The sequence below is a fragment of the Escherichia sp. HH26CH genome (genome assembly GCF_009820205.1).
GTDB classification, from domain to species: domain Bacteria; phylum Pseudomonadota; class Gammaproteobacteria; order Enterobacterales; family Enterobacteriaceae; genus Escherichia; species Escherichia coli_F.
This window is the reverse complement of the sequence record NZ_VNXM01000012.1, coordinates 83,098-109,317: the sequence shown is the minus strand read 5'-3', so window position 1 is coordinate 109,317 and position 26,220 is coordinate 83,098. Positions and strand designations below refer to the sequence as shown.

Annotated in this window: 28 protein-coding genes, 2 tRNA genes and 1 pseudogene; 15 read left to right on the top strand and 16 right to left on the bottom strand. The window is 45.9% G+C overall.

Features of this window, described 5'->3' with window-relative positions:
• The first annotated feature begins 9 nt into the window (after positions 1 to 9).
• The 3 genes from fliQ (at position 10) to rcsA (ending at position 1,986) form a co-directional block, all read left to right on the top strand.
• Entirely contained in the window at positions 10 to 279 is a 270-nt protein-coding gene (gene fliQ / locus FQ015_RS02465; protein ID WP_000187358.1) for a flagellar biosynthesis protein FliQ, read from the top strand.
• An 8-nt stretch (positions 280 to 287) separates the two neighbouring features.
• The gene (gene fliR / locus FQ015_RS02460; RefSeq protein ID WP_000942317.1) at positions 288 to 1,073 is read left to right on the top strand and encodes a flagellar biosynthetic protein FliR; all 786 of its coding nucleotides are present in this window, start codon (positions 288 to 290) and stop codon (positions 1,071 to 1,073) included.
• Between the two features lie 289 nt (positions 1,074 to 1,362).
• Positions 1,363 to 1,986, top strand: a complete 624-nt coding sequence (rcsA, locus tag FQ015_RS02455; RefSeq protein ID WP_000104001.1) for a transcriptional regulator RcsA — start codon at positions 1,363 to 1,365, stop codon at positions 1,984 to 1,986.
• Between the two features lie 43 nt (positions 1,987 to 2,029).
• Here the strand turns inward: rcsA and dsrB are convergent, their stop codons facing one another.
• Positions 2,030 to 2,218 (bottom strand): protein DsrB, encoded by a 189-nt coding sequence (dsrB, locus tag FQ015_RS02450; protein ID WP_000867217.1) that lies wholly within the window; start codon positions 2,216 to 2,218, stop codon positions 2,030 to 2,032.
• Between the two features lie 161 nt (positions 2,219 to 2,379).
• Here dsrB and yodD point away from each other — a divergent pair, with 161 nt between their 5' ends.
• Positions 2,380 to 2,607, top strand: a complete 228-nt coding sequence (gene yodD / locus FQ015_RS02445) for a peroxide/acid resistance protein YodD (RefSeq protein WP_001353131.1) — start codon at positions 2,380 to 2,382, stop codon at positions 2,605 to 2,607.
• A gap of 297 nt (positions 2,608 to 2,904) precedes the next feature.
• Positions 2,905 to 3,720 (top strand): mannosyl-3-phosphoglycerate phosphatase-related protein, encoded by an 816-nt coding sequence (locus tag FQ015_RS02440; protein WP_160523676.1) that lies wholly within the window; start codon positions 2,905 to 2,907, stop codon positions 3,718 to 3,720.
• On the opposite strand, the gene dgcQ is transcribed toward FQ015_RS02440, so the two are convergent.
• The 3 genes from dgcQ to FQ015_RS02425 form a co-directional block, all read right to left on the bottom strand.
• Complete coding sequence (gene dgcQ / locus FQ015_RS02435; protein WP_160523675.1) at positions 3,717 to 5,411, bottom strand: cellulose biosynthesis regulator diguanylate cyclase DgcQ; 1,695 nt, start codon at positions 5,409 to 5,411, stop codon at positions 3,717 to 3,719. The two genes, FQ015_RS02440 and dgcQ, sit on opposite strands and share 4 nt — an antisense overlap.
• Positions 5,412 to 5,581: 170 nt before the next feature.
• Complete coding sequence (locus FQ015_RS02430) at positions 5,582 to 5,764, bottom strand: YodC family protein (protein WP_000009244.1); 183 nt, start codon at positions 5,762 to 5,764, stop codon at positions 5,582 to 5,584.
• Between the two features lie 78 nt (positions 5,765 to 5,842).
• On the bottom strand, positions 5,843 to 6,760 hold the full coding sequence (locus FQ015_RS02425; protein WP_029392990.1) for a DUF808 domain-containing protein: 918 nt from the start codon (positions 6,758 to 6,760) through the stop codon (positions 5,843 to 5,845).
• A 172-nt stretch (positions 6,761 to 6,932) separates the two neighbouring features.
• Between FQ015_RS02425 and yedA the strand changes: the two genes are divergently transcribed.
• The gene (gene yedA, locus FQ015_RS02420) at positions 6,933 to 7,853 is read left to right on the top strand and encodes a drug/metabolite exporter YedA (protein WP_160523674.1); all 921 of its coding nucleotides are present in this window, start codon (positions 6,933 to 6,935) and stop codon (positions 7,851 to 7,853) included.
• Here yedA and vsr read toward each other — a convergent pair.
• From vsr to drpB, 4 genes are all read right to left on the bottom strand, one after another.
• Positions 7,842 to 8,312, bottom strand: coding sequence for a VSPR family DNA mismatch endonuclease (gene vsr / locus FQ015_RS02415; protein WP_160523673.1), 471 nt, complete (start codon positions 8,310 to 8,312; stop codon positions 7,842 to 7,844). The genes yedA and vsr overlap by 12 nt on opposite strands.
• Positions 8,293 to 9,711: a DNA-cytosine methyltransferase gene (gene dcm / locus FQ015_RS02410; protein WP_160523672.1), complete on the bottom strand. Its 1,419-nt coding sequence runs from the start codon at positions 9,709 to 9,711 to the stop codon at positions 8,293 to 8,295. Before dcm ends, vsr begins: the two co-directional genes overlap by 20 nt.
• A 66-nt stretch (positions 9,712 to 9,777) precedes the next feature.
• Complete coding sequence (locus tag FQ015_RS02405; protein WP_039020693.1) at positions 9,778 to 10,473, bottom strand: phosphohydrolase; 696 nt, start codon at positions 10,471 to 10,473, stop codon at positions 9,778 to 9,780.
• 39 nt (positions 10,474 to 10,512) lie between these two features.
• Positions 10,513 to 10,794, bottom strand: coding sequence for a cell division protein DrpB (drpB, locus tag FQ015_RS02400; protein WP_243040254.1), 282 nt, complete (start codon positions 10,792 to 10,794; stop codon positions 10,513 to 10,515).
• A gap of 649 nt (positions 10,795 to 11,443) precedes the next feature.
• Here drpB and ompC point away from each other — a divergent pair.
• Positions 11,444 to 12,637, top strand: a complete 1,194-nt coding sequence (gene ompC, locus FQ015_RS02395; protein ID WP_000824399.1) for a porin OmpC — start codon at positions 11,444 to 11,446, stop codon at positions 12,635 to 12,637.
• Between the two features lie 54 nt (positions 12,638 to 12,691).
• Here ompC and FQ015_RS02390 read toward each other — a convergent pair whose 3' ends face one another.
• On the bottom strand, positions 12,692 to 13,534 hold the full coding sequence (locus tag FQ015_RS02390; RefSeq protein WP_160523671.1) for an IS5 family transposase: 843 nt from the start codon (positions 13,532 to 13,534) through the stop codon (positions 12,692 to 12,694).
• A 13-nt stretch (positions 13,535 to 13,547) separates the two neighbouring features.
• Between FQ015_RS02390 and FQ015_RS02385 the strand changes: the two genes are divergently transcribed.
• Positions 13,548 to 13,859, top strand: a complete 312-nt coding sequence (locus tag FQ015_RS02385; RefSeq protein WP_157945120.1) for a hypothetical protein — start codon at positions 13,548 to 13,550, stop codon at positions 13,857 to 13,859.
• A 603-nt stretch (positions 13,860 to 14,462) separates the two neighbouring features.
• On the opposite strand, the gene FQ015_RS24080 is transcribed toward FQ015_RS02385, so the two are convergent.
• The 4 genes and pseudogenes from FQ015_RS24080 to FQ015_RS02365 form a co-directional block, all read right to left on the bottom strand.
• Positions 14,463 to 14,849 (bottom strand): hypothetical protein, encoded by a 387-nt coding sequence (locus FQ015_RS24080; RefSeq protein ID WP_237427001.1) that lies wholly within the window; start codon positions 14,847 to 14,849, stop codon positions 14,463 to 14,465.
• Between the two features lie 158 nt (positions 14,850 to 15,007).
• Complete coding sequence (locus FQ015_RS02375) at positions 15,008 to 16,384, bottom strand: hypothetical protein (RefSeq protein WP_160523669.1); 1,377 nt, start codon at positions 16,382 to 16,384, stop codon at positions 15,008 to 15,010.
• Between the two features lie 286 nt (positions 16,385 to 16,670).
• Positions 16,671 to 16,973, bottom strand: coding sequence for a hypothetical protein (locus tag FQ015_RS02370; protein WP_000528690.1), 303 nt, complete (start codon positions 16,971 to 16,973; stop codon positions 16,671 to 16,673).
• Between the two features lie 77 nt (positions 16,974 to 17,050).
• Positions 17,051 to 17,483 (bottom strand): annotated as a pseudogene (locus tag FQ015_RS02365) (IS3 family transposase); the annotation flags it as partial.
• A gap of 567 nt (positions 17,484 to 18,050) precedes the next feature.
• Here FQ015_RS02365 and hchA point away from each other — a divergent pair.
• The gene (hchA, locus tag FQ015_RS02360; protein ID WP_160523667.1) at positions 18,051 to 18,902 is read left to right on the top strand and encodes a glyoxalase III HchA; all 852 of its coding nucleotides are present in this window, start codon (positions 18,051 to 18,053) and stop codon (positions 18,900 to 18,902) included.
• A 107-nt stretch (positions 18,903 to 19,009) separates the two neighbouring features.
• Here the strand turns inward: hchA and hprS are convergent, their stop codons facing one another.
• Both hprS and hprR read right to left on the bottom strand, forming a co-directional pair.
• Entirely contained in the window at positions 19,010 to 20,368 is a 1,359-nt protein-coding gene (gene hprS, locus FQ015_RS02355) for a two-component system sensor histidine kinase HprS (RefSeq protein WP_160523666.1), read from the bottom strand.
• Entirely contained in the window at positions 20,368 to 21,039 is a 672-nt protein-coding gene (hprR, locus tag FQ015_RS02350; protein WP_024201522.1) for a response regulator transcription factor HprR, read from the bottom strand. Before hprR ends, hprS begins: the two co-directional genes overlap by 1 nt.
• 132 nt (positions 21,040 to 21,171) lie before the next feature.
• Here hprR and hiuH point away from each other — a divergent pair, with 132 nt between their 5' ends.
• The 4 genes from hiuH (at position 21,172) to zinT (ending at position 24,234) form a co-directional block, all read left to right on the top strand.
• Complete coding sequence (hiuH, locus tag FQ015_RS02345) at positions 21,172 to 21,585, top strand: hydroxyisourate hydrolase (RefSeq protein WP_000920116.1); 414 nt, start codon at positions 21,172 to 21,174, stop codon at positions 21,583 to 21,585.
• A 102-nt stretch (positions 21,586 to 21,687) separates the two neighbouring features.
• Positions 21,688 to 22,692 (top strand): protein-methionine-sulfoxide reductase catalytic subunit MsrP, encoded by a 1,005-nt coding sequence (gene msrP, locus FQ015_RS02340; RefSeq protein WP_160523665.1) that lies wholly within the window; start codon positions 21,688 to 21,690, stop codon positions 22,690 to 22,692.
• Complete coding sequence (msrQ, locus tag FQ015_RS02335) at positions 22,693 to 23,328, top strand: protein-methionine-sulfoxide reductase heme-binding subunit MsrQ (RefSeq protein WP_160523664.1); 636 nt, start codon at positions 22,693 to 22,695, stop codon at positions 23,326 to 23,328.
• A gap of 255 nt (positions 23,329 to 23,583) precedes the next feature.
• Positions 23,584 to 24,234, top strand: coding sequence for a metal-binding protein ZinT (zinT, locus tag FQ015_RS02330; protein WP_032303281.1), 651 nt, complete (start codon positions 23,584 to 23,586; stop codon positions 24,232 to 24,234).
• Between the two features lie 668 nt (positions 24,235 to 24,902).
• On the opposite strand, the gene FQ015_RS02325 is transcribed toward zinT, so the two are convergent.
• Positions 24,903 to 24,992, bottom strand: a tRNA-Ser gene (locus FQ015_RS02325).
• Between the two features lie 93 nt (positions 24,993 to 25,085).
• On the opposite strand from FQ015_RS02325, the gene mtfA reads away from it, so the two are divergent.
• Together mtfA and FQ015_RS02315 are read left to right on the top strand one after the other, a co-directional pair.
• A complete protein-coding gene (gene mtfA / locus FQ015_RS02320; protein WP_001302302.1) occupies positions 25,086 to 25,883 on the top strand; it encodes a DgsA anti-repressor MtfA in 798 nt (265 codons plus the stop codon).
• Positions 25,884 to 25,983: 100 nt separating this feature from the next.
• A tRNA-Asn gene (locus tag FQ015_RS02315) sits at positions 25,984 to 26,059 on the top strand.
• The last annotated feature ends 161 nt before the right edge of the window (positions 26,060 to 26,220 follow it).

The following is a 26,220-nucleotide window of genomic DNA, read 5'->3' as shown; positions in this document are numbered from 1 at the left end:
AGAGGCAAAATGACACCTGAATCGGTCATGATGATGGGGACTGAAGCGATGAAAGTCGCGCTGGCGTTGGCTGCCCCGCTGTTGCTGGTGGCGTTGGTCACGGGCCTGATCATCAGTATTTTGCAGGCCGCCACGCAGATTAATGAAATGACGCTGTCGTTTATTCCGAAAATCATCGCCGTATTTATAGCCATTATTATTGCCGGACCGTGGATGCTCAATCTGTTGCTGGATTACGTCCGTACCTTGTTCACTAACCTGCCGTATATCATCGGGTAGCCCGTACAATGTTGCAGGTGACAAGCGATCAATGGCTTTCCTGGCTAAGTCTGTACTTCTGGCCGTTACTGCGCGTGCTGGCGCTCATTTCTACCGCGCCAATTCTGAGCGAACGCAGCGTGCCGAAACGGGTAAAACTGGGTCTGGCAATGATGATCACGTTCGCCATTGCCCCATCATTACCTGCCAACGATGTTCCTGTTTTTTCGTTCTTTGCTCTGTGGCTGGCCGTGCAGCAGATCCTGATCGGCATTGCGCTTGGTTTTACCATGCAGTTTGCTTTTGCCGCTGTGCGAACCGCTGGCGAAATTATCGGTCTGCAAATGGGACTGTCATTTGCGACGTTTGTCGATCCGGGCAGCCATCTCAATATGCCCGTTTTAGCGCGCATCATGGATATGCTGGCGTTACTGCTGTTCCTGACATTTAACGGTCATTTATGGCTGATTTCACTGCTGGTGGATACCTTTCACACCCTGCCTATTGGTGGCGAGCCGCTGAATAGCAATGCGTTTCTGGCACTCACCAAAGCAGGGAGTTTGATTTTCCTCAATGGACTGATGCTGGCGTTACCGCTCATTACTCTGCTGCTGACACTGAATCTGGCATTAGGTTTACTGAATCGTATGGCCCCGCAATTATCCATTTTTGTTATTGGATTTCCATTAACTCTGACTGTCGGTATCTCATTAATGGCGGCATTAATGCCGTTAATTGCTCCTTTTTGCGAGCATTTATTCAGTGAAATTTTTAATTTGCTGGCAGATATTATCAGCGAATTACCTGTAATATGATTCCCTAATGTTTATCTTGTTATCCTAAGGATTATCTGAAAAATAATACCCACGAACATCTTCCAGGATACTCCTGTGGCGAAATATTTGTTTTAACCTCACTCACATATCGCAACATTTACTTTACTTTAAGACAATTCCAGGCAAATTATACAACACTTTACGGGATAGTAAGTCCGCCTGAAAAATCGCGAGAGTGGCGCATTAGGTGACCCATGTTGTTCCGTTTAGTCATGATGAAATATTCAGGTAAGGGGAATTATCGTTACGCATTGAGTGAGGGTATGCCATGTCAACGATTATTATGGATTTATGTAGTTACACCCGACTAGGTTTAACCGGGTATCTGTTGAGCAGAGGGGTTAAAAAAAGAGAAATCAACGACATTGAAACCGTTGATGACCTTGCCATAGCTTGTGATTCACAGCGCCCTTCAGTGGTGTTTATTAATGAGGACTGTTTCATCCACGATGCTTCTAACAGTCAGCGTATCAAGCTCATCATTAATCAACATCCCAATACGTTATTTATCGTTTTTATGGCAATTGCCAATGTTCATTTTGATGAATATCTGTTGGTCAGAAAAAATTTATTGATCAGTTCTAAATCGATTAAACCGGAATCTCTCGACGATATCCTTGGCGATATTCTGAAAAAAGAGACAACGATAACCTCGTTTTTAAATATGCCGACGTTATCATTGAGCCGAACCGAATCGAGTATGTTGCGAATGTGGATGGCAGGTCAGGGAACCATTCAAATCTCCGACCAAATGAATATCAAAGCCAAGACCGTGTCATCGCATAAAGGTAATATTAAACGTAAGATCAAAACGCATAATAAACAGGTTATCTACCATGTCGTCCGACTGACGGATAATGTGACTAATGGTATTTTTGTCAACATGCGCTAACACATTCTGACTGGTGGTTTCCCACCAGTCAGGCTGAATTAGATTACTCTGCTTTCTCCACAAAGATACCGTCCTGATGCCCTGCTTCATTAAAGAACCAGATGCCGAGCGGGTAGTCTTCCAGCGAAACCAGGTACATTGTGCCTTCACTAAACTCCTCAACTGCCAGTACCACGCCAGGACGACGCGGACCGCCATCCGTTTTGACTGTTACCCGATCATTCACCTTCATCGTTTTCCTCCTGTGGCTTTGTGCCAGTGTAGAACAATTTCGTTTTTCTGGCAGCGCCAGGCGCGCGCGAGTGCTGATTTTCTCGACGGTCTATACTTAAGAGATGCCAGCGGACTTAACGACTGGCGGCAACAACAGAGTAACGGTTGCGAGGAAAGATGATGAAAACCGCAAAAGAGTACAGCGATACCGCAAAACGTGAGGTCAGTGTCGATGTCGATGCCCTGCTGGCGGCGATCAATGAAATTAGCGAAAGCGAAGTTCATCGCAGCCAGCACGATCCTGAACACGTTAGTGTCGATGGACGTGAATATCATACATGGCGTGAATTGGCGGATGCCTTCGAACTGGATATTCATGACTTCAGCGTCTCTGAAGTGAATCGTTGAATGCACAATAAAAAAATCCCGACCCTGAGGGGGTCGGGATTAAACTTGCTTAAGCAAGAAGCACTTAAAAAATTCGTTACACCAGGAAATCTGATGTGTTCATCACCTTATCCGCAATTTTTTTCGCTGACAAGAAAATATTCGTGATATGAATGATTAACGCTACTTATGAATAGAAATGTGACGCGCGTCACCCCTTGGTGGCTCTGGCGTCAACGGGATCGCTCCCGAAAAAATCATCTTTGATAATTTGTGCTGTTTTGAGAATCATCCTGGTAAGGGGAGTACTGCGCAACCATGCTTTCAATTCAACAACCACTACTGGTTTTTAGCGATCTTGATGGCACCCTGCTGGACAGTCATAGTTATGACTGGCAACCAGCTGCCCCCTGGCTCAGCCGTTTACGCGAAGCGAATGTTCCCGTCATTCTCTGTAGCAGTAAGACATCAGCGGAAATGCTGTACTTGCAAAAAACGTTGGGGCTACAAGGTTTACCGCTGATTGCCGAAAATGGCGCAGTGATCCAGCTAGCTGAGCAATGGCAGGATATAGACGGTTTTCCACGCATCATCTCAGGTATTACCCATGGCGAAATCAGCCAGGTATTAAATACGCTGCGTGAGAAAGAGCATTTTAAATTCACAACTTTTGATGACGTCGACGATGAAACCATCGCCGAATGGACGGGATTAAGCCGTAGCCAGGCGGCACTGACGCAGTTACATGAGGCATCTGTAACGCTTATCTGGCGCGACAGTGACGAGCGGATGGCACAATTTACCGCTCGTCTGAATGAACTGGGCTTGCAGTTTATGCAGGGGGCGCGCTTCTGGCACGTACTGGATGCCTCTGCCGGAAAAGATCAGGCCGCAAACTGGATCATCGCGACCTATCAACAATCGTTAGGCAAACGACCAACCACGCTTGGTCTGGGCGATGGGCCAAACGATGCGCCCTTACTGGAGGTAATGGATTACGCGGTGATTGTGAAAGGGCTAAATCGTCAAGGGGTGCATCTGCATCATGAGGATCCGGCCCGCGTCTGGCGAACGCAGCGAGAAGGACCGGAAGGCTGGCGTGAAGGCCTGGACCATTTTCTCTCTGCCCGTTAAGCGTTGTCGCTCGCGAACACCCGATTGCGCCCTGCCTGTTTAGCGAGATAAAGCCGACGGTCAGCCAGTGACTGGAGTTGTTCAAAATCATAATCACCTGTTTCCTCACTGCTGCTTACCCCCAGCGAGGCACTAATGCGTATCGTCGTACTCTTGGCGATCAACATCTCTTTTTCATTTAACTTCAGGCGAATATGTTCTGCAACTTCCGCGGCCTGCGCCAGATTCGCCCCTGGCAGAATCACACAAAATTCCTCGCCACCGACCCGCCCGGCAACATCCAGAGCACGCAAGGAACTGCTAATTAACCCGGCAGCATGAGAAAGCACACGGTCGCCCGCCTGATGACCAAAGCGGTCATTAATCGCTTTAAAATGGTCAAGGTCGACCTGAATGACAGAAAAAGGATGTTGGTGTGTCTGACACAATTTAGCGAGCTGACGGGCTTTTTCGAACAGGGCGCCACGGTTATATAAATGGGTTAAGGTGTCGTGCCACGCCTGCCACTGCAACGAGCTTTGCAGAACATACATGTTGCTGACCATCCGGCGAATCACATACCAGGAGATGAGTAACATGGAGGTAAAGAGCGCCCACAGCAGGGTTAATGCAATGCTGATGCTGCCGAAATCGCCGCGCACTCCTTCGCTTAGCGTATGGACGCGCACCAGCACACCGTCAAAGTGATCCAGCCGTTCCCAGCTAACATAGCGACTGTTCATACGAATGCCGCCCCGCGTGTCATGTTCCATTGCCTGCGCCAGCAAGGCCAGTTCACGAGGATCAAAAATATTCCCTGTTGAATGGTCAGGATTGGAAGAGGTCAATAATCTCAGCTTACTGTCATAGAGTTGATACTCACCGTCGAGGTTTTTATCGATGGCGTTTTGTAGAAATTGTTGCATGGTACGTACAGGAATATTCATCCCCAGCACGCCATACCAGTAGTTATTACTGTCTACCGGAACACTGACGGTAACCTGAGGTTCAGTATTGCTGGCGTGTTCTGACTGCGAGGTGAACCAACGTACCGCGCGTTGACGATTTTCTCGTTGAGAATGACCGATAAACCAGGGTTGGGTGACATAGCCGTAATAACGCGTTGGTACATTGCGCGTAAACAAGGTCGGCTGCGTCGAAACGTAAAATCCGGCACGCGAGACATACATAGCTTGTTCGACCATCGACGAGGAATTGTGCGCCAGTCGTAGCAAGTAACCAACCTCCAACGCAGCAGTAACTTCATTGTCGAGGCTTTCATTTTCGCGAGACAGGAGATTTCCCTCGCTGACTAATGCATCCGAAACGCCATTGACTGGCAGGGTGCGTCGTCGGTTGAGTTCGATTTGCCAGGCGTGATCGTCGCGATGCTGTTCGAACTCCGTTACGGCATTACGCAAAGAGGTAAAATCCAGTGGCGCTACGAGAGCTTCGCGCATGCCATTACGCAAAAAGATCAGTTTGTCGACGTTATACTGCAGATGCTTATCGAGCGCGTTAGCTACGTTTTCCAGATGATTACGCTGGCTGGAGATATAGGCATCTTCCAGAACCACCACTTCACGCCAGGTGAGCAAAGTAGAAAAAAGCAGCACTACGATAAAGCAGAGATTAACGACATGACCAGGCCCCAGGCGGCGCGCAAGTTTTTTCAACCAGCTCTGGTTTTCCATTTTTGTCTCGTGCTGCACCCTGACGACTCCCAACCTGCTTTTTTATGATTCTGGCATAACCTGGCGATAGCGTACCGCAAAACAGCGATAATTTTATAATGGTGGCATGATAAGACGCGACTATCATTCATTGCAGGCATTGGCACATCAGGCCGGATGTGATCCGGCCTGATGTTAATGATACTCTTTCAAACTTCTTCCGCAGGACGACTCCCCTCCCCCGGAACAAGCTCGGTTTCATGAAAAGCTTCCCGCTTGACCCCATAACCGTCATACCAACGACACTCAACCATACCGCTGGAATAGCCGGTGACAATCATCCGCGGGCCGCCCTCTTTAACCGTTACTTCCTCACTAATCATAAAGCTCATACTCGCCTCCTTTTTTCGAGTGAAACTTGTTCACCTTAGTTGAAGATGGCGAATTTTGCATAATAGCCAGTGCGAGTATTAATGTGCCTGACCGCGCATTTTCGCTACCGCTTTCACTCCAAGTACCACAATGCCGCCGATGATAAAACCAAGTATCAGATTTAAAACAGTCGGTAATATCATCGCCACCACTGCACTTTGCTGCCCGGCGAAATGTTCAATGGCGTGATGCAGCGGCGCAATACCATGAACCACAATCCCGCCACCGACGAGGAACATCGCCAACGTGCCGACAATCGATAACGCTTTCATCAGCCAGGGCGCGATAATCAATAACCCTTTACCCAATGCCTGCATCAGCGCGCTGGATTTTTCCGCCAGCCAATACCCCAGGTCATCAATCTTAACAATAACCCCTACCAGCCCGTAGACGCCCACGGTCACTACCAGTGCGATGCCTGAAAGCACCAGCACCTGATTAAGCAACGGCGCTTCTGCCACAATCCCCAGCGTGATGGCGACGATTTCCGCAGACAAAATAAAATCAGTACGAATCGCCCCTTTTATTTTGTCCTTTTCAAACTTCAGCGGATCCTGCGCCGCCAGCTTCTCCAGACGCTGCTGACTCTGCGCCGGATCTTCTCTGTGTTTACGCGCCTCCAGCATATGCAGCACTTTCTCTACCCCTTCAAAGCAGAGAAACGCGCCGCCAATCATCAATAAAGGCGTAATCGCCCACGGGATAAATGCACTGATGATCAGCGCCAGCGGCACCAGAATCACTTTATTGATCAGCGATCCTTTCGCCACTCCCCAGACCACGGGAAGTTCCCGGTTGGCACGCACACCTGAAACTTGTTGTGCATTGAGCGATAAATCATCCCCTAGTACACCGGCGGTTTTCTTCGCCGCCAGTTTGCCCATCACGGAGATATCGTCCAGCAGTGTGGCGATATCATCGAGCAACGTCAGTAAACTACTCCCGGCCAAAAGCATTCCCTCTCATTTTTATTGTTGAAGGGAGTAAGTATGAAGCAAAAACGGCAGCTCTGATACTTGCTTCATAGGTCAACATTTTTTTAACAATCAAGTGCAATTATATCTCTCGCCAGCAGAATGATTTTCACGTTTACTATGAACCACCTTTTTATTTTCACCGTGAGGGATTATGCGTTTCCGCCAGTTGTTACCGCTTTTTGGCGCGCTGTTTGCGTTGTATATCATTTGGGGTTCAACCTATTTTGTCATTCGGATTGGCGTGGAAAGCTGGCCTCCGTTAATGATGGCGGGCGTTCGATTCCTGGCAGCCGGTATTTTATTGCTGGCATTTTTGCTACTGCGCGGACACAAACTCCCCCCGCTACGTCCGCTGATCAATGCCGCGCTGATTGGCCTGTTATTGCTGGCTGTCGGTAATGGCATGGTGACAGTTGCCGAACATCAAAATGTTCCATCCGGCATCGCCGCCGTAGTGGTTGCAACCGTGCCCCTCTTTACCCTGTGCTTCAGCCGCCTGTTTGGCATTAAAACGCGCAAACTGGAATGGATGGGTATCGCCATTGGGCTTGCCGGAATCATCATGCTCAATAGCGGGGGTAATTTAAGCGGCAATCCGTGGGGCGCGATTCTGATTTTAATCGGCTCGATTAGCTGGGCGTTTGGCTCGGTTTACGGTTCGCGCATTACCTTGCCAGTAGGAATGATGGCGGGTGCGATTGAGATGCTGGCGGCAGGCGTGGTGTTAATGATCGCGTCGATGATTGCGGGTGAAAAACTCACGACGATCCCTTCCCTTTCAGGCTTCCTTGCAGTCGGTTATCTGGCGCTGTTTGGTTCGATTATCGCCATCAACGCTTATATGTATTTAATCCGTAATGTCAGTCCAGCTCTCGCCACCAGCTACGCCTACGTTAACCCGGTGGTCGCGGTCTTGCTGGGTACTGGACTGGGCGGCGAAACGCTGTCGAAGATTGAATGGCTGGCGCTCGGCGTGATTGTCTTCGCGGTGGTACTGGTCACGTTGGGAAAATATCTCTTCCCAGCAAAACCCGTAGTTGCGCCAGTTATTCAGGACGCATCAAGCGAGTAAATGAATCCCCTGCGTGTCGATCTGCGCGCTGGCACCTTCGCCGCAGATCCACTCTTCCAGACGCTCGCTAAGCGCTTCATCCGTCAGCTTCTCGCGCCCACGTAACGCACACTCCCAGACAATCAGTACGCGCCAGCCAAGCTCCTGCAAGCGACTGATATCGCGGCGATCGCGCTCAACATTTTTACCTATCTTCTCCAGCCAGAACTCGGTTCGAGTCGCGGGCACTTTAAACAGATAGCAGTGATGATGGTGCCAGAAGCAACCGTGGGTAAATATCACGCAGCGATATTCATCAAGAACAAAATCCGGGCGTCCGGGCAAACAGGCGTCCTGAACGCGAAACGCCAGTCCCTGCCCGGTTAACAAACTGGCGAGGCGCTTCTCAATCGCCGTATCGCGCGTGGCAATTGCGCGCATATTTTTGCTGCGTGTAGCCTTATCGTGAACGTCGGCCATGTTTTGCTTCTTGCTGACGCAACGCCACTGCCTGTTTGATTTTTGGTTCAAGCAGTTTTGCCACCGCGGCAAAGACCGGCACGACCACCGAGTTACCGAACTGGCGATAGGCCTGAGTGTCCGAAACCGGAATGCGAAATTTCGCTTCTCCTGGTGCTTCAAAGCCCATTAAGCGCGCACATTCACGAGGCGTTAACCGACGTGGGCGGTGTTGCTGGTTCTGCGGATCGTCAAAGTCTTTCTCACCCGTGGCTATATCCCAGCCGCGATCAATTAAAATTTCCGCGCCATCTTTGTAATAACGAGCAGAAAGCGTACGCGTGACGCTTTGCGGATTGTTCGGATAAACCATTCCATAACCGAAGCCGTTACCGCGCGCCTGATGTTTTTTCGCATAACGATAGAGGTACTTCCACAGCACCGGCGTCAGGATATATTTCGCCTCAACCATCGGGTCCAGTAACTGCGCCAGTGTCACTCGCTGTGAAGGGAAACATTCGCTGATCTCACGCAGGGTAAAATCGGCTTTCAGATTCAGGTCGCGACGAAAACCCACCAGCACGATGCGTTCACGGTGCTGCGGAAGGAAATGTTTACCGTCAATGATTTTCGGATCGTCCGGGCCATTATCTTCTGCATCTGCCACGTCATAGCCCAGTTCATCCAACGTCTGCATGATGATACGGAACGTTTTCCCCTGGTCGTGGCTTTTCAGGTTTTTGACGTTTTCGAGCACAAAAATCGCCGGGCGACGCGCGTCGATAATACGCACCACATCGAAGAACAGCGTGCCCTGGGTATCACAGGCAAAACCGTGCGCTCGTCCGAGTGAGTTCTTTTTCGATACGCCAGCCAGAGAAAACGGCTGACAAGGAAAACCGGCCAGTAAAACATCGTGCTCAGGAATATGTTGACGGATATGTTCCGCCGCCGCGTCATCACCTATACCCTCTTTGTGGCTGAGAGTGATGTCGCGAATATCTTCATTAAAGTGATGCACCGCCGGGTCGCAATAATAGTTGGCTTTATAAGTGCGTACAGCATGTTTGTTCCATTCGCTGGTAAACACGCACTGCCCACCAATCGATTCAAAACCGCGACGAATACCACCAATCCCGGCAAATAGATCGATAAAGCGAAACGCATAATGCGGATGATGTGCCGGTGGAATGGGTAACAACGTTTGCAGATGGGCGAACTCTTTCTCACTTAAACGGTGCCATGCTGAGTCATTCGCCAGCGCACGTTTTAAAATTGCCGCGCTCCAGTGATTCTCACCCACACCATTAAGATGCGCCACCAGCGTTTTGACATCATAAATTTGCAGCAGTTGCTCCAGCATTGCCTGTGCGGCATTCCCGGTGCTGTATGAATCGGTTACTGATATATTTTCCTGCATAGATTTAACCGGCCATCTGAGATGGCCGACAGGTTAACATAATTACCATCATTTAGGGCCACGTGCTCAGCCAACCGGTGAAAACGTATCAATCACCTTGTGATCGATACCTTCATTCTCCCCCGCCAGCTCAGCACTGAGCTTCGCCATAAACTCGACTAAAAATTGCGCGTTGTACTGCGCCAGTTGTTTGCCTTTTGTGGTTTGCATGGTGTGCGGTAGCTTCAGCAACTTAGTCTGAAAATGATCCAGTGCGTAACGTTTATCATCAAGTGGGCGATGCTGCGCGAACGGATCTTCGCCATCAAACAATGCCACGCCCAACGCCCCCGAAACGGCAAACACACGCGCCAGGCCAATCGCCCCCAGAGCTTCCAGCCGATCCGCATCCTGAACGATTTTAGCTTCCGCCGTTAAAGGGGCAATTTGCGCGCTAAAACTGTGTGCGGCAATGGCATGGCAAACAGCCTCGATTTTTTCCGCTGGAAATTGCGCGAACTCTTCACGCAGCAGGCGACGCGTCTCTTCTGCTGCCAGTATTGAAGAACGCTGCCGTTGCGGATGATTTTTCGCCAGGCTCACGATATCGTGAAAATAACATGCGGTTAAAATCACCAGCATATCAACGTCGTCATCTGCCGCCAGTTTCTGTGCCGTAGCCCAGACGCGGCGAAAATGACACAGGTCATGTGCCGCGTCCTGATGTTGATGATGGTTTTTCAACCAGTTTTCGAACTGTGCCTGCCAGTGTTGTAAATCCATACGCGCTCCGTTGCCAAAGAGTCGCAACCTTAGCAGTTTTTATTCATAGCGTCTGCTACGTGCGGGACGAGGTCGGGTGTACCAGGCAATGCCGCCTAGCAAGGCACCAACCAGGGCCATAAACAGAAATCCGACCAATGCTCCTAACCACTTCCCCGCAGTAGATCCTAAATCACTTTCAAATCCCGACACGGGGGCATCGGGGATCCGGCTCATCACCCAGATGTATCGCGCCATTGCCCAGACGAAATAGCCACACCATGTATAGAAAGCCCACAAAGCCAATTTGCCGCCAGGGCTGCGAGAGAGTCTCTCTTCCATCTTTGTCGAACCGTATTCCATTTTGAGATAACCCGGAAAATTCAAACTTAGTACTATTATGTGATAAAAGTCACATTTTTCCACATTGGATGAGTCAGTCAAGACTCAATCATTTTTTGAACAAATAGATAGTTTTTGCGCAACGGCAATAATTACCGGAAAAACAGCAATAAAGATTTATTTTTATCTTGGATAATGGTTTTATTAATTCACCCAAACAATACATTAGTACTGAATACAATTATACCTTTTTAGATTTCTGTGTCATGATAACCCCGTTATTAGCCTTTTATCGTCTTGTTTATATTTTTTGGGCCGGCATGAAGCCGGCTTTTTTTATGCCTTCATTAATGTGCGCGCGATCACATAGGCCGTCTGGCGCAAAAATCATTGACACTTCCTATCTTTCCAATCAACTCATAACATATTGATATATATTCATAATTTTCATGAATGTATATATCTAGAATTCATAATTCTGAATTATATTAAATAGATTGGAAACATTTTGAAATCTTTTAAATACATTTGTTACATGTAATCCTTAAAATAAAATGAACTTCATAGAATAGTATCCAAATGTGCTTTTTTTTGGATAACGGCACTTATTGTTATATTCATGAAGATTATAATCACAAGGGAATACATAATGAAAAGAAAAGTTCTGGCAATGCTGGTCCCGGCGTTATTAGTTGCTGGCGCAGCAAATGCGGCTGAAGTCTATAATAAAGATGGTAATAAACTGGATTTCTACGGAAAAGTAGCAGGTCTGCACTACTTCTCTGACAACTCGGGCGCTGATGGCGATATGTCATATGCTCGTATCGGTTTCAAAGGTGAAACTCAGATCGCTGATCAATTCACTGGTTACGGTCAGTGGGAATACAACCTGCAGGCAAATGGCACAGAAGGCGATGGCGATAACTCTGCTACCCGTCTGGCATTCGCAGGTTTAGGTTTTGGTCAGAATGGTACTTTCGACTATGGTCGTAACTACGGTGTCGTATATGATATCGAAGCATGGACCGATATGCTGCCAGAATTTGGTGGTGATACCTATGCTGGTGCCGACAATTTCATGAACGGTCGTACCAACGGCGTTGCAACCTACCGTAACAATGGCTTCTTTGGTCAGGTTGATGGTCTGAACTTTGCTCTGCAATATCAGGGTAATAATGAAAGTGGTGGCCCCTTCGGGCAGGAAGGTTCCGGTAGTGGTGATGGCCGTAGCCTTTCCAAAGAAAATGGTGATGGTTTCGGTATGTCTACATCCTACGACTTCGACTTCGGTTTAAGTCTGGGTGCTGCATATTCAAACTCTGATCGCTCAGATCGCCAGGTTGGAGTTGGTTTAAATGATCGTAACCATAGCAACAGAAATGCTGGTGGTGAAACCGCTGAAGCATGGACTGTTGGTGCAAAATATGATGCTAATAATGTGTATTTAGCAGCTATGTACGCTGAAACTCGCAATATGACCCCATATGGTGGTGGCGAGTTTGATAATGGTGAATCAAGATCAGCCATCGCTAACAAAACCCAAAACTTTGAAGTTGTTGCTCAGTATCAGTTCGACTTCGGCCTGCGCCCGTCCATCGCTTACTTGCAATCTAAAGGTAAGGATTTAGGCGGCTGGGCTCATGACGGCAACGGCGACCCGCGTTACACTAACAAAGATCTGGTTAAATACGTTGAAGTCGGTGCGACCTACTACTTCAACAAAAATATGTCCACCTATGTTGATTACAAAATTAACCTGCTGGACAACGATGATGACTTCTACGAAGCAAACGGCATCGCTACCGATGATATCGTTGCTGTGGGCTTAGTCTACCAGTTCTAATCAGCCAACACGCCTCGGCGTGTTACTGTAAAACATAACACTAGGCTGTGTCCCTTAATTACGCAACCGTTGATAAAAGAGTCGGATGCAGCCCAGTTTCACCATCACCAGATAATTTCTCGCCGTTTTGTCGTAACGCGTAGCGATGCGGCGGTATTCTTTCAGGCGACCAAAGCACCGTTCAACGACGTTGCGATTGCGATATGCATCGCGATCAAGCCGTGCTCGTCCATCCGATGCCATTTTTTCATTTGATTTTCGGGGGATGACTGCCTTTATGCCTTTATTTTTCAGCTCGTTGCGCAATGTGAGTCCGGAGTACGCTTTGGCGGCCAGCACAACATGACCACGGCGTTTCATGCAACCGTTCTGACGATGAACGCCAATGCCGTCCAGAAGTCGTTGCGCGAACTGGCTTTCATGAGACTGCCCGGGGCTTAGCACGATATTTAACGGGAGGCCGCTTCCGTCTGTTGCCAGATGGATTTTGGTGCCCAAACCGCCTCGAGAGCGACCCAGCCCATTATCTCCGTCGATATCGGAATTTTTTTGAGCTCCGGCGGCGCATTTTAGTGCCCGGATATTACTGCCATCCAGCGCTGTGGCAGACCAGTCAACAAAGCCGTTCGCATCAGGTAGTGAAAGCAATCTGTTGAAAATGATGTTAATCACGCCTGACTTTGACCACCTGTTAAAGCGGTTATAAACGGTTTTCCATGGCCCATATCGTTCGGGTAAATCGCGCCATGGTGCGCCGGAACACAACACCCAGAACATGCCGTTGATGATTTTACGATTCTTTGCCCATGGGCGCCCGGCCCGTCGTGTGGCAGGTTCAGGGGGCAACAAGGGCTTGATGATGGTCCATGCTTCATCGGGGAGGTCGTAGCGAGCCATGGATCAATATGTTGTGGAAACAGACCGTTACTATAGCTCAAACTATTACGGGACACAGCCTAATAAAATCATGGCTCCTCACAAAGAAAACATCATTGAAAGAGCTCAGCAGTTTAAAAGAGTTTTAGTTTTACAGGATACAATTGAACTTAATTATTCTGGTCTGAATGAAAAACAGGGAGTTGGTCCTAAAAAATATAAAGATGAAAGAAACTTATTTCTTCATCCTCAACTCGTCATCAGTGAGTCAGGTGTTTGCCTTGGGGTTTATGATGACTATCAGTGGTTCAGGGATGAATTAAAGACCAGTAAAAATACCCGATAAGAAATCTGCAATGATTTACTTCATAAAAACATGTCAGTGAAAAAGAAACCTGGCGTTGGGTTGAAGGATATAATAAAGCAACAGAACTGGCCCGCCAATGCCCTGCTACCCATGTATTGTCAATTTCTGAGCGCGAAGGCGATTTTTATGATCTGTTTGAACACGCAGAACAGACTCCCGGAATAAAAGCTGACTGGCTTGTCAGAATGAAATTTAATAACAGAGCCACGCTGAATATCAATGGAAAACGGGATCATAGGTTGTTGCACGAAAGAATCATGGAGATTACACCGCAGCAACTGGTTCAATTCGCTATACCAGATGGGCGGGGGCAGCCAGCCAGAACAGTGACACAGGAATTGCGCTTGGCCAGACTGACACTGCATCCCCCCACCGGACGTAGAGGAAAGCTTCGTTGTGTTCCGGTAACCGTAACAGTTTTGCTTGCAAAAGAAAGAAACCCACCGAAAGGGACCCAACCTCTTATCTGGTAGTTAATGAGTAATATTCCTGTTGAAGATTTAACGGAACCAGCACAACTTATTCAGTGGTATTTACAACGCTGGCAAATTGAAGTTTTTTTTAAGTATTAAAAAGTGGATGTCAGGTTGAGACATTATAGCTTGAAACGTTTGAAAGAACCCGGAACAGTCTCGCGCTATATTTAATAATAGCCTGGCGAATCATGTATATAACCTCATTGTATAAAACTATGCCAGAAATATCTAGCAAATTTATTTCCCCCGGAGATGAGTGGAAATACCTCTGGCTTCTTGTTGAAAATACAGCACCTCCGAAAAATCCTCTTGATATAAAAACAGCAACAGTAATGTTGGCGAGACCTGGAGGATATCTGGCAAGAAAAAATGATTCGCCACCAGGCCCAAAAGCAATATGGTCAGGATTAACACGATTAATGTTGTCAATTAATGACATAGAAATATCCCAGAAAACTTGTGGGTAAGGGTATGTAAGGGCAACGGTGATCATGATTGGATCCTGGCGGATAAAAACGCGCATACCTTAACGATAAGCGCGATGTTGTTCAAGTAGATATGGGGTATGTATTGGCCTAATGATGTTGGGTTTATCGTCAAAACGCTTACCTGAGAGGTAAGCGTTTTGCGCGTATTACTGAAAAAAGCGAATTATTTGTAAGTTGCAATCGTAATATTGCCAGAGAAATTTCTCTTTATATTGCAGATATCATTATCCCTTGACCGATTATCATCTTCAGCGTTGTTATGGATGATACTTTCGCCTTTAGTGGTATAGATATAATTAGCAATATCAAAGTTGTTATTCTCGCTATTTACGACTGCTCTTAAAACGTAAAGAGTTTGTGTGAATCCGTTTGCTGAGAAATCGGCATGAAGATGGTTATGTCTACCATTCAAAGCAACAAAACTCGGACAATCAATTAATTTATCGCTAACAGCTAGAGCGGCGCTACGCACATCATGTGCAGCGTTATCATTAGCAACATGAAATGCTTGTGAACAAGCATAAAACAAATTTCCAATCCCGGTAGGACTGGATAAACAAGAAATAATTTCTTCTCTTTTTTCTGGCGTTATACGATCCTGCTCTAAAGACTCTCTCACCAGATGACATTCATCAGATTTGAAAATAAATTTCTTGAATATTTCCTCATAAACATCATGAGAAAGAGATCCAGAGCGAGTGAAAGATTCGTTGGCATGAAATTTTTCGCTAAGTAAGTCTCTTATAGTGCTGTTTATTTTTTCACCACAACATAAAACAAATGAACTTCCCTCCAGAACTTGTCTTTCTGCATCTGCAAAGAGTGAGCTAAATTCCGCCTCTCCAAGCGTAAGGTTTTCCATACCTGATTGATGTAAATACTGTTCTGGAATTAAATCTTTTTGTTCCTTTAGAAGCTCGATCATTCGGCATTCGGTTTGCTTATCAGTACAGGAGGACATGTTATAGTTATTTTTAGCAACTTCCAGCTTAAGAGCATTTGCAGCAACTGTTAATTCTGAGAGTTGATGTTTTTCAAATTGATCGTGATCTGATAATAACCTTATAAACTCTTTTACATTTCGACCACTAAAATCCTGTTCCCTACTCTTTCGATCAAAACATTTTTTTTTGTTATTGAGCTCACGATACATATCAGTGACTTTAAATTTATTACTTCCGGTCTGCTCAATTTTTGTATAACTATCCATGCCTGTAACGGCAATCCATGTCTTATAATTCGCATTCTCCGATTCAGGCGTAACATGAAAATAAGGAACCAATTTATCACTAATATCATGTCGATAGATATGAAACGAATCTAAAATGTATAATAATAAACTGCGAAAAACTTCACGAAAACTGTCATCGTGAGACCTTGCCCTATAATTATCGAGCAGGCCACTTTGTTCCATCGCATTTAACTTAGAAATATTACTCTCAAGTCTTTTTTCGATACTCTCCCTTAGATTCTGATTTTGTAACTGGCTATTATCATTCTCTGTTTTATTTGGATATATATTACTCGTCACACTAACCATAGTAACCTCGCTATTCCTCACGATGAACTATTAATTTATACACAACAATCCGAATTTAACACCATCGCTGAATATCTTAGCCCTAACTGTCAACACCCAAGTTACCAGTGCAGCGACTTAAATTAACGTCCTGGGCTAATAAATTGTGCCTGAGATGATCTCTGGCACAATTACACCTTATATATCTGAACGGAACTATCAAAAATCGCTCATCAGTAATCCCCTGAGCTATTTAGTTGTTTGTTTAATTACCCTTGGCTTCTATGCCGCTGGGTTTAATACCTTGTTACACCCCTGGCACCCACAGGGACGGGCTGTTATACGAAAAACGATCTACTGGGGCATTTTCATATCCATGGCTTGGTGAATCCGGTATTAGTACCAGTCCGTTGTGAGCTGCGTGAATATGCAGCAGTGAATCACTCCCTGTGTCGATATGCAGCGTCGGTACACCCCGGTCGATCTCAAGAATGAGGCCGAAACACGCCGTGCCGGATACATCCACAACTTCACACTGAAGGTTTTGATCTGCTGAAATATTTACCTGATAGGACTGACAGACTTCTTCTGGCTGCTCAACGTTACCCAATTCTCAGTCCTGTAACGTCATGGTCATCGTTCAAGGCTGGTCTGTGAGTATGACATTAGCAGCGCACACACCTGATGGCGGAACTGCTGACGCTTGCTTATCCTTGTACGCCGCTGACACCATGTATACCAGCCGCTGCGGGCCACCCGGAGCACACGGCACATTGCTTTGATGCTGAACTCCGCCTGATGTTTTTCAATAAAGACATACTTCATTTCAGGTGCTTCGCGAAGTATGTCGCGGCCTTTTGGAGGATGGCCAGCTCTTCATCCCGCTCTGCCAGCTGGCGTTTGAGACGTGCAACCCCGGTGGGCATCTCCAGCTCACGTTCAGAAGAAGTCTGCTGATGTTGCTGTTTACTGCACCAGTTGTTGAGCTGTGATTCATACAGGCTGAGTTCACGGGCTGCGGCAGCACACCGATGCGTTCAGCAAGTTTCAGGGCTTCACTGCGAAATTCAGGCGAATGTTGTTTACGTGCTTTTTTGCTGGTTGATACAGATTTTGTCATGTGAGTCACCTCTGACTGAGAGTTTACTCACTTAGCCGAGTGTCCACTATTACTGGGTAAGATCATTTCATCTCCATCTACGGCACATGCAATTGCCAAACATATCGATACAGCACCTTACCCTGCCCCTCCTGGCACAATAACATCTACCAGCGACTCTTCCAGCCACCCCAAATGCATTTCTTTATGAATTAATCCGCAACAAAACCGCCTCCCATATAAAAATATTTGCAAAAATAGTGCATGAAAAAAGCCTTTTCTATAGCAGTCCGGGATATAAATATTCAACAGAATAACAATATTCCATAGCACTAAATCTCTCATCGTCGTCCCAGACCTCTGATAATGGTCTAAAATCATTGAAGTCACTTGTGACCACATGACTCAAAAAGGAAAATTTGGCGTGAGAAACATTCAACATCAGTGCAGCATCATCATTACATATTTTCCCTCGTCGCCTACCGCTTTCGATATATTGACTCAATTTTCCAGCCTGGTTAAAAATAGCGACCAGCTCAGTCGCAAATATAGTGACTAACCTAACTAAGCAACAACAAGGAATACACTATGACTGTTCAAAAAAGTAAAGATCCGCAGGTCGATACTGCTGAAGATAATGCATTCTTCCCTTCAGAATATTCGCTTAGCCAATATACCAGTCCTGTCTCTGATCTTGATGGCGTGGACTATCCAAAACCGTATCGCGGTAAACACAAAATTCTGGTGATCGCCGCGGACGAACGTTATTTGCCGACCGACAACGGCAAATTGTTCTCAACCGGTAACCATCCGATTGAAACGTTGCTGCCGTTGTATCATCTCCATGCTGCAGGTTTCGAATTCGAAGTGGCGACCATTTCCGGCCTGATGACCAAGTTTGAATACTGGGCTATGCCACACAAAGATGAAAAGGTAATGCCGTTCTTTGAGCAGCATAAATCGTTGTTCCGCAATCCAAAGAAACTCGCGGATGTTGTCGCCAGCCTCAATGCTGACAGCGAATATGCAGCAATCTTTGTTCCTGGTGGTCATGGCGCACTTATTGGTTTACCTGAAAGCCAGGACGTGGCTAACGCTTTACAGTGGGCAATCAAAAATGACCGTTTTGTTATCTCCCTTTGCCACGGCCCAGCGGCATTTCTGGCGCTTCGCCACAGCGATAACCCACTGAACGGTTATTCCATTTGCGCATTCCCAGACGCCGCAGACAAACAAACGCCAGATATTGGCTATATGCCGGGTCATCTCACCTGGTACTTCGGCGAAGAGCTGAAGAAAATGGGCATGAACATTATTAATGACGACATCACCGGGCGAGTTCATAAAGACCGTAAACTGCTCACCGGCGACAGTCCTTTCGCAGCGAATGCGTTGGGTAAACTGGCAGCACAGGAAATGCTGGCAGCTTACGTGGGTTAATCCCTGTTACATTGTAATATAAGCGCATAATCAATCGCAGCCACGTGAGTACTCACGACGTGGCTGCGTTTTTTCACGGTTAACCTGTGGCGTACTGAAGCCCTAGGTTAATTTCTTTGCGGTAACGTAATACGGAACACATTATGTTGATTTAAATAGTGATACGTAGCACTTCCCCCATGCAATTCGGCAATTGCTTTGACTAAAGAAAGGCCAAGCCCCTGACCTGCAGAATGACGCGAATTATCTCCCCGCCAAAATCTACGGAAGAGTTTTCCCGGCTCATTAATTTTCGATCCAGGGCTGGCGATATCAATATTAAGAGAGCCGTTGGCATCAAGAAAACTGGTTATATGAATGCACGATTTTTCTGGTGAATATCGAATGGCGTTAACAATAAGATTCGATAACATTCGTTGAAGTAAAATTTCATCCGCAAAGATTTGCTGATTGCACTCAACCTGAAAACGAATCTCTTTCTCTTCTGAAAGGTATTCCAGATAGTCTAACAAATTCCCAATTTCCTTGTTAAGAGAGAGCGAATCCAGTTTCACCAAAACATTGCTTTTATCTGCTCTGGCAAGAAACAGTATATTCTCTGTTAACCGCGAAATATTTTCCAGCTCTTCAATATTTCCGGCAATTGTTTTTTGATATTCACTGATACTTCGGGTTTGACTGAGCGTCACCTGATTCTGACCCAGTAATGCATTAATTGGCGTTCTAAGTTCATGAGCGAGATCGTCAGCAAATTGGCTAAGGCGCTCAAAATCTTTTACTAAAGCATGGTGCATTTTATTCAACGCCTGACCAAGAGGTTTTAATTCACTCGGTAGTGCGATAACCTCAACAGGCTCTCGGGTGTCGTTATAATTTAATGCTTCCGTTACCCCACTCAACTTTTTGATCTCTCGTAATCCCGTTCTGATTAACAGCGGACTTAATACTGAGCACAGTATAATGGCGACGATGCAAATTATAATGCTATTAATTTTATACTGTTCAAGCATGTTATGTCTGGCTGAAGCCAATTTAGCCACAGTAACCGTTAATGATGGCGAAATTTCATCAATGTTAATTCGTAAAGCATCTATCTCTGTGTCATTAATAATGCTTCTGTAAATGCCAGCTGCACTGATTGCCTCAGTCGTAGGTATGTTATTTAACATATCATCACTGACATTGGTTCGGTTAACAATTTTATTGATGCCATGACCATGAATGATCAAAATATCCTGACTAACATCCATCATCCGGTTAAAATAGACAGGTAAAGTATCTGGATTTACCCCATCAATTAGTAACTGCTTGATCTGTGCAGTCCGGTTAATGAGTGTTGTATCATCGCGCCATTTCAACTCACTTGCCAGGCCATTATAGAGAGTCCAGACAATTCCAGCGCCAGCGACAGACAGTAGCAATATAAAAAGCAAGGTTAAACGGACGGTTATAGATAATCTTTTCATTATTTTTTTACCGCTACAAATGAATACCCCATTCCCCGGATTGTAGCGATTAGCTTTTCAGGAAAAGGATCATCAACTTTTGCGCGGAGCCTGCGAATGGCGACATCCACCGTATTAGTATCACTATCGAAATTGATTCCCCAAATTTCACTCGCAATAACCGTTCTGGGTATAATTTCGCCAGCTCTGGAGACCAGTAGCCAAAGTAACTGAAACTCCTTGCGCGTCAGTGTAATACTGATATTGTCCCTGCTCACACTTTGACTAACAGAGTCCATTCTTAAGCCGCTGATTTCTAATGTTGAATTCAAAGCGTGATGTTGTCTTAATTGTGCCCGAACCCTCGCCAGCAACTCAGAAAATGAAAAAGGTTTTACCAGATAATCATTTGCCCCACTGTCCAGCCCTCTAACTCTGTCATCGACAGAATCCCTTGCTGTAAGGCAAATAACGGGGGTTTGCTTTGCCGTTCGTAACGTTTGTAAGATCTGCCAGCCATCCATACCCGGAAGCATAATATCCAGAATGATCAATGCATAATCATCCTTCAGCGCAAGATAAAGCCCATCTCTGCCATCAGAAACCGCATCAATGACATAACCTGCTTCTGAAAGCCCCTGCGTTACCCATTCCTGGGTCCTTTGATTATCTTCAATAAGTAGAATCTTCATGAAAATAATATGCCATAAATCATATGTTATAGAAACAGCTTGGTTCATTACAAAATTGTAATGCTTCTGTAAGGTTATCACAGACGTTTTTTCGCTATCCTCAAAACTCATTCACATGACAAGGATATAAACATGTTAAAGCGTTATTTACTACTCTCGGTTGCAACGGCTGCATTTTCATTACCTTCTTTGGTTTATGCCGCACAACAGAACATTCTTAGCGTGCACATTTTGAACCAGCAAACAGGAAAACCCGCTGCCGACGTGACAGTCACTCTGGAAAAGAAAGCGGATAACGGCTGGTTACAACTTAATACCGCCAAAACAGATAAGGATGGACGAATCAAGGCACTGTGGCCCGAGCAAACTGCAACCACGGGCGATTACCGTGTTGTATTTAAAACTGGAGAATATTTTAAGAAACAAAATCTTGAAAGTTTCTTCCCTGAGATCCCTGTTGAGTTTCAAATTAATAAAGTGAACGAGCATTATCATGTACCTTTGTTACTTAGCCAATATGGGTATTCAACCTATCGTGGCAGTTAATGCATAAATATATAAAAGCAGATCTCTGCTACTGTTAGGGAGGTGACTCCCTGACAGATTAACAATCTCTTACTGGTTAACGACAAAACAGTGTGATGGCTTATGAAAAAGAATCAATTTTTAAAAGAATCTGATATTACTGCCGAGTCGGTATTCTTTATGCAGCGTCGGCAGGTGTTAAAAGCACTGGGCATCAGCGCAGCTGCACTTTCTTTGCCTCACGCCGCACATGCTGATCTGCTTAGCTGGTTTAAAGGGAACGATCGTCCGCCCGCCCCCGCAGGGAAACCGCTGGAGTTCAGCAAGACTGCCGCCTGGCAAAATAACCTACCGCTGACGCCAGAAGATAAAGTTTCCGGCTATAACAACTTCTATGAATTCGGGCTAGATAAAGCCGATCCAGCCGCTAATGCTGGTAGCCTGAAAACCGATCCATGGACACTGAAAATCAGTGGCGAAGTGGCAAAACCATTAACACTCGATCACGATGATTTAACTCGTCGCTTCCCGCTGGAAGAGCGTATATATCGTATGCGCTGCGTGGAAGCGTGGTCGATGGTGGTGCCGTGGATTGGTTTTCCGTTGCATAAATTGCTGGCGCTTGCAGAACCCACCAGCAATGCAAAGTATGTTGCTTTCGAAACGATTTATGCGCCGGAACAGATGCCAGGCCAGCAGGATCGCTTTATTGGCGGCGGGCTTAAATATCCTTATGTCGAGGGATTACGTCTCGACGAAGCAATGCATCCGCTCACACTGATTACCGTAGGTGTTTATGGCAAGGCGTTACCGCCACAAAATGGCGCGCCGGTGCGACTGATTGTGCCGTGGAAATATGGCTTTAAAGGGATTAAATCGATCGTCAGTATTAAGCTGACCCGCGAGCGTCCGCCAACCACCTGGAATCTGGCAGCGCCTGACGAATACGGTTTTTACGCCAACGTTAATCCGCATGTTGATCACCCCCGCTGGTCACAGGCTACTGAGCGATTTATTGGTTCAGGCGGCATCCTCGATGTACAGCGCCAGCCAACGCTACTGTTTAATGGTTACGCCGAGCAGGTGGCATCGCTGTATCGTGGCCTGGATTTGCGGGAGAATTTCTAAATGCGTCTGACAGCAAAACAGGTGACATGGCTGAAAGTTTGCCTGCATCTTGCTGGATTGTTGCCGTTTCTCTGGCTGGTCTGGGCGATTAATCACGGTGGATTGGGTGCCGATCCGGTGAAAGATATTCAGCATTTTACTGGTCGCACTGCACTGAAATTTTTGCTGGCGACCTTGTTAATCACACCTCTGGCACGTTACGCAAAACAGCCGTTATTGATACGCACTCGCCGCCTGTTAGGCTTATGGTGCTTTGCCTGGGCGACACTGCATTTAACCAGTTACGCATTGCTGGAGCTGGGCGTGAATAATCTGGCGTTATTAGGTAAGGAGTTAATTACCCGGCCTTATTTAACGTTAGGTATTATTAGCTGGGTAATTTTGCTTGCTTTAGCGTTCACTTCAACCCAGGCGATGCAGCGAAAACTCGGTAAACACTGGCAACAGTTGCATAACTTCGTCTATCTTGTCGCGATCCTGGCCCCAATACATTATCTGTGGTCAGTGAAGATTATTTCACCGCAGCCACTCATCTACGCAGGGCTGGCTGTACTGCTTTTAGCCTTACGGTATAAGAAGTTGCTTTCCCTTTTCAAACGGCTACGCAAGCAGGTTCACAACAAATTATCTCTATAACTTCATATTGCCGACAAAGTACGCGTTATCCCTGCCGGATGCGGCGTGAGCGCCTTATCCGGCCCACACAGATCGCATCAAGTTATGTTTCGTTTGTCATCAACCTCAAATCATCGAAGTAATTTATTTTATTTCAATAAGATAGAGAGTACACCTGGGTACACTATGCACTCGTCTCCCAAGAGTTGTTGCATTTTGTTATGTGTTACAATATAACATTACATGTCATATAAAATAACTCTGGAGGAAACTGTTTTGGCGATTCGTCTTCATAAAATGGCTATTGCTTTAGGTGTATTTATTGTTAGCGGTCCTGCCTTTTCGCATGGTCATCACTCACACGGTAACCCCCTAACAGAGGTCGAACAAAAAGCGGCTAACGGTGTTTTTGATGATGCCAATGTACAAAACCGAACGCTCAGTGACTGGGATGGAGTCTGGCAATCCGTTTATCCCTTACTGCAAAATGGCAAGCTTGACCCCGTCTTTCGAAAGAAAGCGAATGCAGATAAAACCAAAACATTCGCAGAAGTTAAAGATTATTATCAGAAAGGCTACGCGACAGATATCGAAATGATTGGTATTGAGGACGGCATTATTGAATTCCATAGAAATAACGAAACTACATCCTGTAAATATGATTACGATGGCTACAAAATACTCACCTATAAATCAGGCAAGAAAGGCGTTCGTTACTTATTCGAATGTAAAGATCCTGAAAGCAAAGCCCCTAAATATATACAATTTAGCGATCATATAATTGCACCACGAAAATCATCTCATTTTCACATTTTTATGGGCAATGATTCGCAGCAATCTTTATTGAATGAAATGGAAAACTGGCCAACATATTATCCATATCAGTTGAGTAGCGAAGAAGTGGTCGAGGAGATGATGTCTCATTGATTTTTTGCGCTGACTTCAGTTATTTAACAGAACAGTGCCTAGTAGTAACGACAATAATTTACCAAGACAAATAAATAAGACAAACTCAGACACGCTCATGCTTGAGACGTGTCTTTTTTATTATGTCTGTAGAAAAAAACTGAGAAAACGGCGAACAATAAATACACAACTCACCAATACAAACTGGCAGCGCCAATGTCTTCAGGAGCAAGTCATCTGTCATGGTAAAGCTAACCAGAAATATAGGTTAATTTTGGTATTTAAACCTTTTTTACTTGTTAGTATGATACAAAGGCTTTCAAAAAAGCTGGGAAATTCAACAACTCTTGGAAATTATGGACTTTGTCCCGCGGCTTTAATCTGACGGCCGCGTTCCTTTTTTGGCTCAATTATTGCCCCCTTCTCTACGCAACTTCAGTTCCCACCACCAACTTTGCGGCAGCTTCGTAGGATCAATGTCTAAAAGAATAATGGTGACCGACAAGAAAACGACTGAATAACTGCAGATTTACGCTCGAAACCTTCCTGTCTGATCCATAGCGAATCAAGTGCTGAATGTCACAGTATCGAACAGAAAACAGTGACGATCTAAACCTTCAAGAATATTCTACGATTGTTCTGTTAAGAAAAAGCAAGGTGGGAAGTTAGGAGATAAGTCATTGATAAAGTGGCGGAGAGAGGGGGATTTGAACCCCCGGTAGAGTTGCCCCTACTCCGGTTTTCGAGACCGGTCCGTTCAGCCGCTCCGGCATCTCTCCGTTCAGATGGTTGCCATGATGCCAGGAAATTTGGCATTTTAACAGTCCCTGTCCGTGCAATTTTGTTCAAGTGACGAGTTTGCGAGCAAAACGATGATTAAGTGGCCCTGGAAAGTACAAGAATCAGCACATCAAACTGCCCTTCCCTGGCAGGAAGCACTATCGATTCCCCTTTTAACGTGCCTGACAGAACAGGAACAAAGCAAACTAGTCACTCTTGCTGAACGTTTTTTACAGCAAAAACGGCTTGTTCCTTTACAGGGCTTTGAACTGGATTCATTAAGAAGCTGCCGGATAGCACTTCTATTTTGCCTGCCCGTTCTGGAGTTAGGACTGGAATGGCTGGATGGTTTTCATGAAGTCTTAATTTATCCTGCGCCATTTGTGGTCGATGATGAGTGGGAAGACGATATCGGTTTAGTGCATAACCAACGTATTGTTCAGTCAGGTCAGAGCTGGCAGCAAGGGCCAATCGTTTTGAACTGGTTGGATATACAAGATTCGTTTGATGCTTCTGGTTTTAACCTGATTATTCATGAAGTCGCTCATAAGCTGGACACCCGTAACGGCGATCGCGCCAGCGGAGTTCCCTTTATTCCGTTGCGTGAGGTTGCTGGCTGGGAACACGATCTTCATGCCGCAATGAACAACATTCAGGAAGAGATCGAATTAGTCGGTGAAAATGCGGCGAGCATCGATGCTTATGCTGCCAGTGATCCTGCTGAGTGTTTTGCTGTACTTTCTGAATATTTCTTTAGCGCCCCAGAACTTTTTGCTCCTCGTTTCCCTTCATTGTGGCAACGTTTCTGCCAATTTTATCAACAAGATCCTTTGCAGAGACTGCATCACGCTAATGATACAGACTCGTTTTCGGCGACGAATGTTCATTAATTAACAACTTTGCAGATTAATTAACCAATTGAAATGACTTATGAAATTTAGTGTTGACAGACAAGGTACCGCTAAGTAATATGCGCCTCGTTCTCACGATTCCTCTGTAGTTCAGTCGGTAGAACGGCGGACTGTTAATCCGTATGTCACTGGTTCGAGTCCAGTCAGAGGAGCCAAATTCTAAAAATTCGCTTTTTAGCGCAATGTCACTGACCTTAGTTGAGCATTGCTTTTTAACGGATAGCGGGTTTTTGACATCTTAAGCGCCCTCGATCTTTATGGTTGAGGGCGTTTTGCTATGGACACCATCACCATTTTCCCCTCGATTATAAAACTT